Here is a 12118-nt window from a genome sequence, read left to right as displayed (position 1 = left end):
TTGCTGATGGGGAAGCTGACCATGGTTGGGACTACAGTGAGCCCAACAGAAAGTCCTTCGAACCGAAAGACCGACAAGATGCACGCCGGCCCCCTCGCCCACCGCACCGACCCCGCCGCCCGCCAGGACCGCCCGACCGGCCCGTCCGGCCCCGAGCAGCCCGGTACCTGCGGCTGGATCTGGATCTGGCTCCTCCGCCCCCTGGGGTAGCCGGACGGCCCGCATCCGGTGGTCGTCGGATGCGGGCCGTTGGTACGTCTTCCCGGGGGCCTGACGGAGTGTCAGGGCTTGGGGGCGGAGCGGGCCAGGCGGGCGGACTTGGTGACGGTCTTCCAGTGGCGGGAGCGTTCGGCGCGCAGGCGGGCGTCGGCGCGGGAGGCGATGAAGGCGTTCTCCTTCTGGAGCTTCAGGTAGCTCTCCCAGCGGCGCTCGGACAGGGTGCCGTCGGCGAGGGCGGTGCGGACGGCGCAGCCGGGCTCGCTGCGGTGCGAGCAGTCGGCGAACCGGCAGTCGGCGGCGACCGCGGCGATGTCGGCGAACGCCTGGTCGACGCCCTCGCCGCCGAAGAGGCCGACGCCGCGGAGGCCGGGGGTGTCGATGACGGCGCCGCCGCCGGGGAGCGGGACCAGTTCGCGGGTGGTGGTGGTGTGGCGGCCCTTCTCGTCGACCGAGCGGACCTGCTGGACCGTCATGGCGTCGGTGCCGGCCAGCGCGTTGGTGAGCGTGGACTTGCCGGCGCCGGACTGGCCGATCAGGGCGCAGGAGCCGGTGGCGAGGGCGCGCAGCACGTCGATGCCCTCGCCGGTCTCGGCGCTGACCGTCAGGACGGTGACACCGGGCGCGACCGCCTCGACGTCCGCCCGGACGAAAGCGCCGTCGTGGACCAGGTCGGACTTGGTCAGGACGATCAGCGGTTCGGCCCCGGACTCCCAGGCGAGCGCGAGGAAGCGCTCGACCCGGCCGAGATCGGGATCCGCGGCGAGCGAGACGGCGATCAGCACGGTGTCGACGTTGGCGGCCAGCACCTGGCCCTCGGAGCGCTTGTGGGCGCTCTTGCGGACGATGGCGGTGGTGCGGGGCAGCACCGCCGTGACGGCGGGGACGGGGCGGGCGTGCGGGTCCAGGGCGATCCAGTCGCCGGTGCACGGGTTCTGGACGGTGTCGCCGCTCATCACGGGACGGGTGTCGGCGCGCAGCACGGCGGCCTCGCCCGTCTCCGGGTCGGCGTACAGGACTTCGCAGCTGCCGCGGTCGATGCGGGTGATCCGCCCGGGCAGCAGGCCCGCTTCGGCGAGCGGGGTGAAGGCGGCTGCCCGGTCGTCCGTCCAACCGAGGCCGGAGAGCGGGTGGGCAGGGGTGTGCGTGGAGGTCAAGGGGGGCCCTTCGAAGGACGGACGGCCCCGGCCGGAGGAGGGTGGCGTCAGCGCGTCGGCGACGCCGGGAGGAGGTCGGCCGGAGACCGGTGGACACAGGACTGGACGGGCTTGCGATTGCTGGTGACTGCACCGGCAAGGACGAGCTGCACGGTCCTCACCTCCTTTTCTGCGACGCGCCTCGAACACCCCGCCCTGGGGCGCCCTCGATCGGCGGACGCCACGGTAGTACCCGCCCGCCCCGACCGCCACCGGTTTTTCCGCCGCCCCGAGGAAGACCCCAACTCGCCTTCAGTAAAACGGAGTTGAGCGGCCATCGGGACGCAAGGGTTCCGCAAGGAGCGCAAGGGTTCTCCAGCCCTCCCGCCACCGCGCGCGGACATCACTGACCACGACGGCGGCGCGCGGTGCCCGCCGTTCCCGGTGGGAGGCCGGGAGGAGGGGGGAAGCGTGATGTCCTGGGCGACTCTGCCCGGCCGCAAGCGGGTGCTGGCGGTCGTGCACACGGTGGTGTACGGGCAGCGGCTGCGCGAGGTCTGCGAGCTGCTGGCCTCGGACCTGCGGGTGCAGGTGGTGTTCACCGTCGCGCCGCACGCGTTCAACGAGGGGGTGGCGGCGTTCCTGGCGGGGCTGGGCGGCGTGGTGGTGCCCTGGGAGCAGGCGGTGGCCACCGAGTTCGACCTGGTGCTGGCGGCCGGTTCGCAGGGGATCGAGCAGGTCCGCGGCCCGCTGGTGCGCCTGTCGCACGGGGCGGGCCACCTGAAGCTGGCCCGGACCCGGCCGCCGGCCGGCTCGATCACCGGCCACCACGCACCCCGGGCGAACGGCGGCCCGGACGGCAGCCTGGGCACCGCCCCGAACGGCGGGCGGCCCGAGCGCGGGATCGCCGGCCTCGACCGCGACCACCTGCTCCGGGACGGCCGCCCGAACGCGGCGGCGTACGCGCTCGCGCACCGCTCCGACCTGGCGGAGCTGGCCCGGACCTGCCCGGAGGCGCTGCCGCTGGCCGAGGTGGTGGGCGACGGCGACCACGACCGGATCGTCGCGGCGCTGCCCCGGCGGGCCGAGTACCGGGCGGCGCTGGGCCTGGGCGAGCGGGAGCGGCTGGTGCTGCTCTGCTCGACCTGGGGGCCGGACTCGGTGTTCGGCGGGCTGGACGCGCTGCTGCCGCGGCTGGTCCGGGAGCTGCCCGCGGACCGGTTCCGGACCGCGCTGGTGGTGCACCCGAACGTCTCGGCGGGGCACGGCGGCTGGCAGGTCCGCCGGTGGGCGGACGGGGTGTCCGGCGGGTCGGTCGCGCTGGTGACCCCGGAGACGGACTGGCGGCCGCTGCTGGTGGCGGCGGACCACGTGATCGGCGACCACGGCTCGGTGACGCTGTACGCGACGCTCACGGGGGCGCGCATCCTGCTGGCCCGCTTCCCGCACCTGGAGGTCAATCCGCGCTCGCCGGGCGTGCAGCTGGCCCGGACCGCCCCGGCGCTGGACCCGGCGCACCCGCTGGACCGCCAGCTCGCGTACGCCGACGCCGCGTACCGGCCGGAGGCGTACGCGGAGATCGGGGCCCGGATCTCCTCGGAGCCGGGCCGGTACCTGGCCCTGGTGCGCCGGCTGCTGTACCGGGTGCTGGGGCTGGGCGAGCCGGCCGTCCCGGCCGCGGAGCCGCCGCTGCCGTGCCCGGCCCCCCTGTTCGGGGGTGCGCCGTGGCGGTGACGGTGACGGTCCGGCTGCCGGGCGGGCCCGGCGGCCGGCCCCGGTACGACCGGCACCTGGCGGCGCGGCTGGACGAGCCGGACCGGGTCCGGCACCTGGCGGACGTGCTGCACGGCGGCGGCCCGGACGGGGTCGAGGAGGCGTGGCGGCGGCATCCGGGCTGCGCGGTGCTGGCGGCGGCGGGCCCGGACGGCCTGGTGCGCGTCCGGTTCCGGGGCGGCGCGCTGACGCTCCGCCCGGTCGGCCTCCCGGCCGCCGCCGATCCGGCGGCGCTGGCCGGTTCGCTGGTGCACGCCCTGCTGTCGGCGGCGGCCCGCCGCGACCGGCCGGACGGCCGGGACACAGAACGGGATGCAGGACGGGGAACGGCGACGGCCCGGGCCGTCCGGGTGTCAGGGCCCGGCGGGGCCGGGCGGCTCGGGCGGTCCCGGGGGGCGGCGGCGGACGCCGCCGAGGCGGTGCCGGACGTCCTCGGGCGGCAGGAAGCCGGCCCACCGTTCTGGGTATTCGCTGGGCGGCAGCAGGTCGTCCCCGTCCGACTCCTCGCCGTACTCGCCGTACTCGCCGTAGAGGTCCTCGTCGTGGCCCTCGGCGAGGCCGAACCGGCGGGCCCGTTCGGCGCGTTCGACGGCCCGCCGGGCGGCGGCCTCGCGGCCGCGCCGGACGGCCTCGTCCTCGGCGAGGCGCTCGTTCTCGGCCCGGGCGTCGGCGGTCTCGACGGTGGGCCAGCGGCGGTCCGTCGCGGCGTTCATCGCGGCGCCGATCAGCACGGCCAGCGCCACCACGAAGATCCACAGCAGTACGGCGACCGGCGCGGCGAGCTGCCCGTAGACGGAGTGGCCCTCGACCGAGCTGACCAGGTACAGCCGCAGCGCGACGCTGCACACCACCAGGACCAGCAGGGCGACCAGCGCGCCGGGGATGTCCTCGCGCCAGGGCGTGGAGACCGGGACGGCCACGTGGTAGAGGGTGGTGAGGAAGACGATCAGCAGCAGGATCGCGGCGGGCCAGTAGAGCGCGTCGACCACTCCGGCGGAGCCCTGGAAGGCGCCGATCACCAGGCCGGGGCCGGCCAGCAGCAGCGGCAGCACCAGCGAGCCGATCACCAGGGCGCCCAGGTAGAGGCCGAGCGACATCAGCCGGGTCTTGACCAGTCCGCGCTTGCCGTCGAGGCCGTACATCACGGTGATGGTGTCGATGAAGATGTAGAGCGCCCGCGATCCGGACCAGAGCGAGAGCAGGAAGCCGATCGAGATCAGGTCGGGCCGGGCGTTGTCGAAGACGTCGTGCAGCAGGGGTTGGACGATCTGCTCGATCGAGCTCGGTGAGAGCACCGTCCCGGATGCCGAGACGATGTCCTGCTTGAGCTTGTCGATGGTGCCCGCTCCGAGGATGTCGTCGAGGTAGCCGAGGGTGCCCGCGAGGCAGAGCAGCAGCGGCGGGATGGACAGCAGGGTGAAGAAGGCGGCCTCGGCGGCGAGGCCGGTGACCCGGTACTCGACGCAGGTGTTGGTGGTGTCCTTCAACAGCCCCCAGAGCGTGTGGTACCAGGTGTTTCGCTTCGCGGCGCGGCGCCGTCCGCCGCGTCTGCGGGCGGCCCGGCCGCCGTTCGGCCCGGGCCCGTCGGGCGGCTGGGGGGCACTGCCTGCTGCTTGCACGCCTCTACGGTATCGGCCCGGGCTCCGGGACCGGGGCGGAGCCGCCCGGAACCGGAGGGCCGCACCGCCAGGACCGGCCCCGCTTCGCCTGCTGTCCCATCATGCGGAACAGTGAGGTCCAGCATGCGGACGTTAGTGGACCGCGAGTCGTTCGCCGTGCGAATCTCTTGCCATGTCTAGCGCCGGAACCACCCTAGTTGGCCGACTCCACGTCGACCTCCTTCGCGTGTCCAGCGCCATCTGTCCGGTGACCTGAGCCCCATCCCCGCGCCGCCACCACCGGCGAACGGTCCGCACATCCCCGCCGTCGCGGATGCCCGGACGACGCACCCGGCCCAGCGTCACCCCCTCCCACCGCCTGCCGAGATCCGCAGGTGGGAGCGGAGCGCGTCCGGGGTCCGCCACCCTCGCACCTGCCAAGCCGCTCAAAGGACTGAACACCATGGCCCGCACTCCCGAAACGGTCGAGCCTCAGGCCGGCGCCGCCCCCGCGGCCCGCCCCGCCGCCCGCAAGGTGACCCGCCACCGCGGCGAGGGCCAGTGGGGCATGGGGCACTTCACCCCGCTGAACGGCAACGAGCAGTTCAAGAAGGACGACGACGGTCTCAACGTGCGGACACGCATTGAGACGATCTACGCGCACCGCGGCTTCGACTCGATCGACCCGAACGACCTGCGCGGCCGGATGCGCTGGTGGGGCCTCTACACCCAGCGCAAGCAGGGCATCGACGGCGGCAAGACCGCCGTCCTGGAGCCGCACGAGCTGGACGACGAGTACTTCATGATGCGGGTGCGCATCGACGGCGGTCAGCTGACGACGGCCCAGCTGAAGGCGATCGGCGAGGTCTCCGAGCAGTACGCCCGCGGCACCGCGGACCTGACGGACCGGCAGAACGTCCAGTACCACTGGGTGCGGATCGAGGACGTCCCGGCGATCTGGCAGAAGCTGGAGGCCGTCGGCCTGTCCACCACCGAGGCGTGCGGCGACTGCCCGCGCGTGGTGATCGGCTCCCCCGTCGCGGGCATCGCCGAGGACGAGATCGTCGACGGCTCCTGGGCGATCGACGAGATCAACCGCCGCTACATCGGCAGCAAGGAATTCTCCAACCTGCCGCGCAAGTTCAAGACCGCGATCTCCGGCTCGCCGCTGCTCGACGTGGTGCACGAGATCAACGACGTCGCCTTCGTCGGCGTGGTCCACCCCGAGCACGGCCCGGGCTTCGACCTGTGGGTCGGCGGCGGCCTCTCCACCAACCCGAAGCTGGGCGTCCGGCTCGGCGCCTGGGTGCCGCTGGAGGAGGTCCCGGACGTCTGGGCCGGCGTGATCGGCATCTTCCGCGACTACGGCTACCGCCGCCTGCGCAACCGCGCCCGGTTGAAGTTCCTGGTCGCCGACTGGGGCCCGGAGAAGTTCCGCCAGGTCCTGCAGGACGAGTACCTGAAGCGCGAACTGGTCGACGGCCCCGGCCCGCAGGAGCCCAGCAACCGCTGGCGCGACCACGTCGGCGTGCACCGGCAGAACGACGGCAACTTCTACGTCGGCTTCGCGCCGCGGGTCGGCCGGGTCAACGGCAAGCTGCTCTCGCAGATCGCCGACCTGGCCGCCGAGCACGGCTCCGGCCGCCTCGCCACCACCGTCGAGCAGAAGATGATCGTGCTCGACGTCGCCGAGGAGCGGGTCGAGTCGCTGGTGGCCGGCCTGGAGGCGCTGGACCTGCGGGTCACCCCGTCCACCTTCCGCCGCGGCACGATGGCCTGCACCGGCATCGAGTACTGCAAGCTGGCGATCGTCGAGACCAAGGGCCGCGGCCAGTCCCTGATCGACGAACTGGAGCGCCGCCTGCCGGAGTTCGACGAGCCGCTGAGCATCAACATCAACGGCTGCCCGAACGCCTGCGCCCGCATCCAGACCGCCGACATCGGCCTCAAGGGCCAGCTGGTCACCGACGCGGACGGCGAGCAGGTCGAGGGCTTCCAGGTCCACCTGGGCGGCGCGCTCGGCCTGGACGCCGGCTTCGGCCGCAAGATCCGCGGCCTCAAGGTCACCAGCGCCGAACTGCCCGACTACGTCGAGCGCCTGCTGACCCGCTACCAGGCCGACCGCCAGGACGGCGAGCGCTTCGCCCAGTGGACGGTCCGCGCCACCGAGGAGCAGTTGTCATGACCGAGCGCGCCGCGCCCTTCTACTGCCCGTACTGCGGGGACGAGGACCTGCGCCCGTCCGAGAGCGGCCACGGCGCGTGGGAGTGCCGGGCGTGCCGCCGGGGCTTCCAGCTGAAGTTCCTCGGACTGCTCTCCACGACCGACGGGGGTACCGGACATGACGACCGCGACTGACTACGAGGCGATAGCCGTCGCCGCCGGCCGCGAGCTGGAGGAGGCCACCGCGCAGGAAGTGCTGCGCTGGGCCGCCGACACCTTCGGCAAGCGGTTCTGCGTGACGTCCTCGATGGAGGACGCGGTGGTCGCCCACCTGGCCTCCACCGCGCTGCCCGGCGTGGACGTGGTCTTCCTGGACACCGGCTACCACTTCCCGGAGACCATCGGCACCCGGGACGCGGTCGCCGCGACCATGCCGGTCAACGTGATCACGCTGACCCCGAAGCTCACCGTGGCCGAGCAGGACGCCCGGTACGGGCCGGAGCTGCACGACCGCGACCCGGACCAGTGCTGCGCCCTGCGCAAGGTCGAGCCGCTCAACCGCGGCCTGGGCGGCTACGACGCCTGGGCGACCGGCCTGCGCCGCGACGAGTCGCCGTCCCGCGCCAACACCCCCGTGGTGGCCTGGGACGCCAAGCGCCGCAAGGTGAAGATCGCCCCGATCGCCCGCTGGACCCAGGACGACGTGGACGCCTACGTGCAGGCCAACGGGGTGCTGTTGAACCCGCTGCTGTGGGAGGGGTACACCTCGATCGGCTGCTCGCCGCTGTCCTGCACCGCCAAGCCGGGCGAGGGCGAGCAGGGCCGGGCCGGCCGCTGGGCCGGCTCCGGCAAGACCGAGTGCGGCATCCACCTCTGAACCCGCCGCCCGCACCGAACCACCGTCACCGACCGTCAGGAGAAAGCACCGTGACCACCGCCGACACTCTGGCCGCGGGCCGCGAGCGCGGCGCCACCGTGTGGCTGACCGGGCTGCCCAGCGCGGGCAAGACCACCCTCGCGTTCGCGCTCGCCGAGCGGCTGCGCGCCGAGGGCCACCGGGTCGAGGTGCTGGACGGCGACGAGATCCGCGAGTTCCTCTCCAAGGGCCTCGGCTTCTCCCGCGAGGACCGGCACACCAACGTCACCCGGATCGGCTTCGTCGCCGAGAAGCTCGCCGCCAACGGCGTCAAGGTGCTCGCCCCGGTGATCGCCCCGTTCGCGGACTCCCGCGCGGCGGTCCGCGAGCGGCACGCCGGCAACGGCACCGAGTTCCTGGAGATCCACGTCGCCACCCCGGTCGAGCTCTGCTCCGAGCGGGACGTCAAGGGCCTGTACGCCAAGCAGGCGGCCGGTGAGATCTCCGGCCTGACCGGGGTCGACGATCCGTACGAGGCCCCCGAGAAGCCGGAGCTGCGCCTGCAGACGCAGGGCCGCACGGTGGCCGAGTCCGCCGCCGAACTGCACGCCTTCCTGACCGAGAGGGGCCTCGCATGACCGTCACCACGCAGCGCCTGATCCGGGCCGAGGACACGCCTTTCGCGCTGTCCCACCTGGACGCCCTCGAAGCGGAGTCGGTGCACATCTTCCGCGAGGTCGCGGGCGAGTTCGAGCGGCCGGTGATCCTGTTCTCCGGCGGCAAGGACTCCATCGTGATGCTGCACCTGGCGCTGAAGGCGTTCGCGCCCGCGCCGGTGCCGTTCGCCCTGCTGCACGTCGACACCGGGCACAACTTCCCCGAGGTGCTGGCGTACCGGGACCGCGCGGTCGCGAAGCACAACCTGCGGCTGCACGTCGCCTCCGTGCAGGACTTCATCGACCGCGGCGTGCTCCGCGAGCGCGCCGACGGGCTGCGCAACCCGCTGCAGACCGTCCCGCTGCTGGACGGCATCGAGTCCAACAAGTTCGACGCCGTGTTCGGCGGCGGCCGCCGCGACGAGGAGAAGGCCCGCGCCAAGGAGCGCGTCTTCTCGCTCCGCGACGAGTTCGGCGCCTGGGACCCGCGCCGCCAGCGCCCCGAGCTGTGGTCGCTGTACAACGGCCGGCACGCGGTCGGCGAGCACGTCCGGGTGTTCCCGCTGTCCAACTGGACCGAGCTGGACGTCTGGCAGTACATCGAGCGCGAGGGCATCGAGCTCCCCGAGATCTACTACGCCCACCGCCGCGAGGTGTTCAAGCGCGACGGCATGTGGCTGACCGCCGGCGAGTGGGGCGGCCCGAAGGCCACCGAGACGGTCGAGACCCGGCTGGTGCGCTACCGCACCGTCGGCGACATGTCGTGCACCGGCGCGGTCGACTCCGACGCCGACACCATCGAGGCCGTGATCACCGAGATCGCCGCCTCCCGCCTCACCGAACGAGGGGCGACGCGCGCCGACGACAAGATGTCCGAGGCCGCGATGGAAGACCGCAAGCGCGAGGGGTACTTCTAAGCAATGAGCACCACCCACGCCGGTACGACTCAGACCGGCACCGCCACCTCGCTGCTGCGCTTCGCCACCGCGGGCTCCGTCGACGACGGCAAGTCCACCCTGGTGGGCCGGCTGCTGCACGACTCCAAGTCGGTGCTGGCCGACCAGTTGGAGGCCGTCGAGCACGCCTCCCGCCGGCGCGGCCAGGAGGCCCCCGACCTGGCGCTGCTCACCGACGGCCTGCGGGCCGAGCGCGAGCAGGGCATCACCATCGACGTGGCGTACCGCTACTTCGCCACCGCCCGGCGCCGGTTCATCCTCGCCGACACCCCGGGGCACGTGCAGTACACCCGCAACATGGTGACCGGCGCGTCCACCGCCGAGCTGGCCGTGGTCCTCGTCGACGCCCGCAACGGCGTGGTCGAGCAGACCCGCCGGCACGCCGCGGTCGCCGCCCTGCTGCGCGTCCCGCACGTCGTCCTCGCGGTCAACAAGATGGACCTGGTCGAGTACGCGGAGCCGGTGTTCGCCGCGATCGCCGCCGAGTTCACCGCGTACGCGGCCTCGCTCGGGGTCAAGGACGTCGTGGCGGTGCCGATCTCGGCGCTGGCCGGCGACAACGTGGTCGAGCCCTCGGCCCACATGGACTGGTACGGCGGCCCGACCCTGCTGGAGCACCTGGAGACGGTGCCGGTCGGCACCGACCCGAGCGCCGAGCCGGCCCGGTTCCCGGTCCAGTACGTGATCCGCCCGCAGAGCGAGGAGTTCCACGACTACCGCGGCTACGCGGGCCAGTTGGCCTCCGGCGTGCTGCGGGTCGGCGACCCGGTGACGGTGCTGCCCTCGGGCCACACCACCACCGTCGCGGCGATCGACGCGCTCGGCACGGCGACCGACCTCGCCTGGGCCCCGCAGTCGGTGACGGTCCGCCTCGCGGACGACATCGACATCTCCCGCGGCGACCTGATCGCCGGCGCCCCGGCCCCCGTCCCCACCAAGGACGTCGAGGCCACCGTCTGCCACCTGAACGAGCGTCCGCTGCACGTCGGGGCGAAGGTGCTGCTCAAGCACACCACCCGCACGGTGCGCGCGCTCGTCAAGGAGATCAGCTACCGGATCGACATCGACACGCTCGAACAGCGTTCCGGCGCCGAGGGGTTGAACGTCAACGACATCGGCCACGTGGTGCTGCGCACCGCCGAGCCGCTGGCCCTCGACCCCTACACCGACAACCGCCGCACGGGCTCGTTCGTCCTGATCGACCCGTCCGACGGCACCACCCTCACCGCCGGCATGGCGGGCGAGGCGTTCGACACCGTCAGCACCACCGACGCTTCCCCAGAGGAGGACTGGGTCTGATGCCCAGCGAGGCGTTCTCGGGCATGGACAAGGAAGGCGGCCGCATCGGCAGCGGCGTCCTCGGCAGCGGCCAGGGCGGCCTGACGCGATGTGGGGGCGGACAGGGGCACTGATCCCCTGTCACCGGGCCCGGCCCGTCGCGCCTTCCCACAGCGGGCACGACGGCCGGCCCCGGCCCCGGTCAGGCACGAACCTTCACTTCTCTTCGAACGGGACACCTCTCATGGCACCGAGCACCCAGCACACCCATACCCGCGTCCGCCCGAACGCCGGCCGGATCAGACGCGCCGCCGTGGCCGCCGTCGCCGTGGCCACCACCGCCGGCCTGCTGACCGCCTGCTCCTACGGCGCCAAGAGCACCGACAAGGCGTCGGCCGCGCCCGCCGCCTCCGGCGCCAAGCTCTCCGCCGACACCGTGAAGATCGGCTACTTCGCCAACCTCACCCACGGCACCGCGCTGGTCGGCCTCAAGCAGGGCATCCTGCAGCAGGAGCTCGGCGGCACCCAGATCAAGACCCAGGTCTTCAACGCCGGCCCCGCCGAGATCGAGGCGCTGAACGCCGGCTCGATCGACATCGGCTGGATCGGCCCCTCCCCGGCGATCAACGGCTTCACCAAGTCCGACGGCAAGTCCCTGAAGATCATCGCCGGTTCGGCCTCCGGCGGCGTCAAGCTGGTCGTCAACCCGGACAAGATCAAGACCCTGGACGACCTCAAGGGCAAGAAGCTCGCCACCCCGCAGCTCGGCAACACCCAGGACGTCGCCCTGCTGAACTACCTGGCGGAGAAGGGCTACAAGGTCGACGCCAACTCCGGCGACGGCGACGTCAAGGTGCTGCGCACCGACAACAAGGTCACCCCCGACGCCTACAAGTCCGGCTCCATCGACGGCGCCTGGGTGCCCGAGCCGACCGCCTCCAAGCTGGTCACCCTCGGCGCGAAGGTCCTGCTCAACGAGAAGGACGTCTGGCCGGACAAGAAGTTCGTCATCACCAACCTGATCGTCTCGCAGAAGTTCCTCAAGGAGCACCCGGACGTGGTCGAGGCCGTGCTGCGCGGCTCGGTGAAGACCAACGCCTGGATCAAGGCCAACTCCGACCAGGCCAAGGCCGTCGCCAACGAGCAGATCAAGGCCGACGCCGGCAACTCGCTGGACGCCGCGGTCCTCGACCCGGCCTGGCAGGACATCGACTTCCTGGACGACCCGCTGGCCAACACCCTGCAGGCCGAGGCCGACCACGCCGTCACCGCGGGCCTGCTGAAGAAGCCCAACCTGGCCGGGATCTACGACCTGACCCTGCTGAACAAGGTGCTGAAGGACGCGGGCCGGCCCGCCGTCGCCGACGCCGGCCTCGGCGCCAAGTAGCCCCCAGGCCCCGAGGTCCGCCCCGCGCCCGCCCACCCGATGCCCACTCAGCGGGCGGGCGCGGGGCCGGACCCCGGACACCCGAGCTTCCCGCCCTGC

The 12118-nt window shown here is 72.9% G+C and carries 12 protein-coding genes; 10 read left to right on the top strand and 2 right to left on the bottom strand.

What is annotated here, in order from left to right:
* Window positions 1-78: 78 nt before the first annotated feature.
* Window positions 79-210: a hypothetical protein gene (locus ACIQBJ_RS18145; RefSeq protein ID WP_400710692.1), complete on the top strand. Its 132-nt coding sequence runs from the start codon at window positions 79-81 to the stop codon at window positions 208-210.
* Window positions 211-281: 71 nt separating this feature from the next.
* On the opposite strand, the gene rsgA is transcribed toward ACIQBJ_RS18145, so the two are convergent.
* Window positions 282-1373, bottom strand: a complete 1092-nt coding sequence (gene rsgA, locus ACIQBJ_RS18140; protein WP_400710689.1) for a ribosome small subunit-dependent GTPase A — start codon at window positions 1371-1373, stop codon at window positions 282-284.
* Between the two features lie 453 nt (window positions 1374-1826).
* On the opposite strand from rsgA, the gene ACIQBJ_RS18135 reads away from it, so the two are divergent.
* Complete coding sequence (locus ACIQBJ_RS18135; RefSeq protein WP_400710686.1) at window positions 1827-3086, top strand: hypothetical protein; 1260 nt, start codon at window positions 1827-1829, stop codon at window positions 3084-3086.
* Window positions 3087-3478: 392 nt separating this feature from the next.
* Here ACIQBJ_RS18135 and ACIQBJ_RS18130 read toward each other — a convergent pair whose 3' ends face one another.
* Complete coding sequence (locus tag ACIQBJ_RS18130; RefSeq protein WP_400710683.1) at window positions 3479-4612, bottom strand: YihY/virulence factor BrkB family protein; 1134 nt, start codon at window positions 4610-4612, stop codon at window positions 3479-3481.
* Window positions 4613-4916: 304 nt separating this feature from the next.
* Between ACIQBJ_RS18130 and ACIQBJ_RS18125 the strand changes: the two genes are divergently transcribed.
* The 8 genes from ACIQBJ_RS18125 (at window position 4917) to ACIQBJ_RS18090 (ending at window position 12019) form a co-directional block, all read left to right on the top strand.
* A complete protein-coding gene (locus tag ACIQBJ_RS18125) occupies window positions 4917-5000 on the top strand; it encodes a putative leader peptide (protein WP_318264789.1) in 84 nt (27 codons plus the stop codon).
* Window positions 5001-5186: 186 nt separating this feature from the next.
* Window positions 5187-6908, top strand: a complete 1722-nt coding sequence (locus tag ACIQBJ_RS18120) for a nitrite/sulfite reductase (RefSeq protein WP_400710680.1) — start codon at window positions 5187-5189, stop codon at window positions 6906-6908.
* Entirely contained in the window at window positions 6905-7081 is a 177-nt protein-coding gene (locus ACIQBJ_RS18115; RefSeq protein ID WP_400710677.1) for a hypothetical protein, read from the top strand. Before ACIQBJ_RS18120 ends, ACIQBJ_RS18115 begins: the two co-directional genes overlap by 4 nt.
* Entirely contained in the window at window positions 7065-7763 is a 699-nt protein-coding gene (locus tag ACIQBJ_RS18110; protein ID WP_400710674.1) for a phosphoadenylyl-sulfate reductase, read from the top strand. The genes ACIQBJ_RS18115 and ACIQBJ_RS18110 overlap by 17 nt, the downstream gene beginning before the upstream one ends.
* Window positions 7764-7813: 50 nt before the next feature.
* Window positions 7814-8380, top strand: coding sequence for an adenylyl-sulfate kinase (cysC, locus tag ACIQBJ_RS18105; protein ID WP_400710671.1), 567 nt, complete (start codon window positions 7814-7816; stop codon window positions 8378-8380).
* Window positions 8377-9315: a sulfate adenylyltransferase subunit CysD gene (cysD, locus tag ACIQBJ_RS18100; protein WP_400710668.1), complete on the top strand. Its 939-nt coding sequence runs from the start codon at window positions 8377-8379 to the stop codon at window positions 9313-9315. The genes cysC and cysD overlap by 4 nt, the downstream gene beginning before the upstream one ends.
* A 3-nt stretch (window positions 9316-9318) precedes the next feature.
* Window positions 9319-10653 carry a sulfate adenylyltransferase subunit 1 gene (locus tag ACIQBJ_RS18095; RefSeq protein WP_400710665.1) on the top strand — a complete coding sequence of 445 codons (1335 nt, stop codon included), beginning with the start codon at window positions 9319-9321 and terminating at the stop codon, window positions 10651-10653.
* A gap of 223 nt (window positions 10654-10876) precedes the next feature.
* The gene (locus tag ACIQBJ_RS18090) at window positions 10877-12019 is read left to right on the top strand and encodes an aliphatic sulfonate ABC transporter substrate-binding protein (RefSeq protein WP_400710662.1); all 1143 of its coding nucleotides are present in this window, start codon (window positions 10877-10879) and stop codon (window positions 12017-12019) included.
* Window positions 12020-12118: the final 99 nt, after the last annotated feature.

This window comes from Kitasatospora sp. NPDC088391 (assembly GCF_044753345.1).
Taxonomy (GTDB): domain Bacteria; phylum Actinomycetota; class Actinomycetes; order Streptomycetales; family Streptomycetaceae; genus Kitasatospora.
Note: the sequence above shows the minus strand (reverse complement) of the source record. Positions and strands in the feature narration are given on the sequence as shown.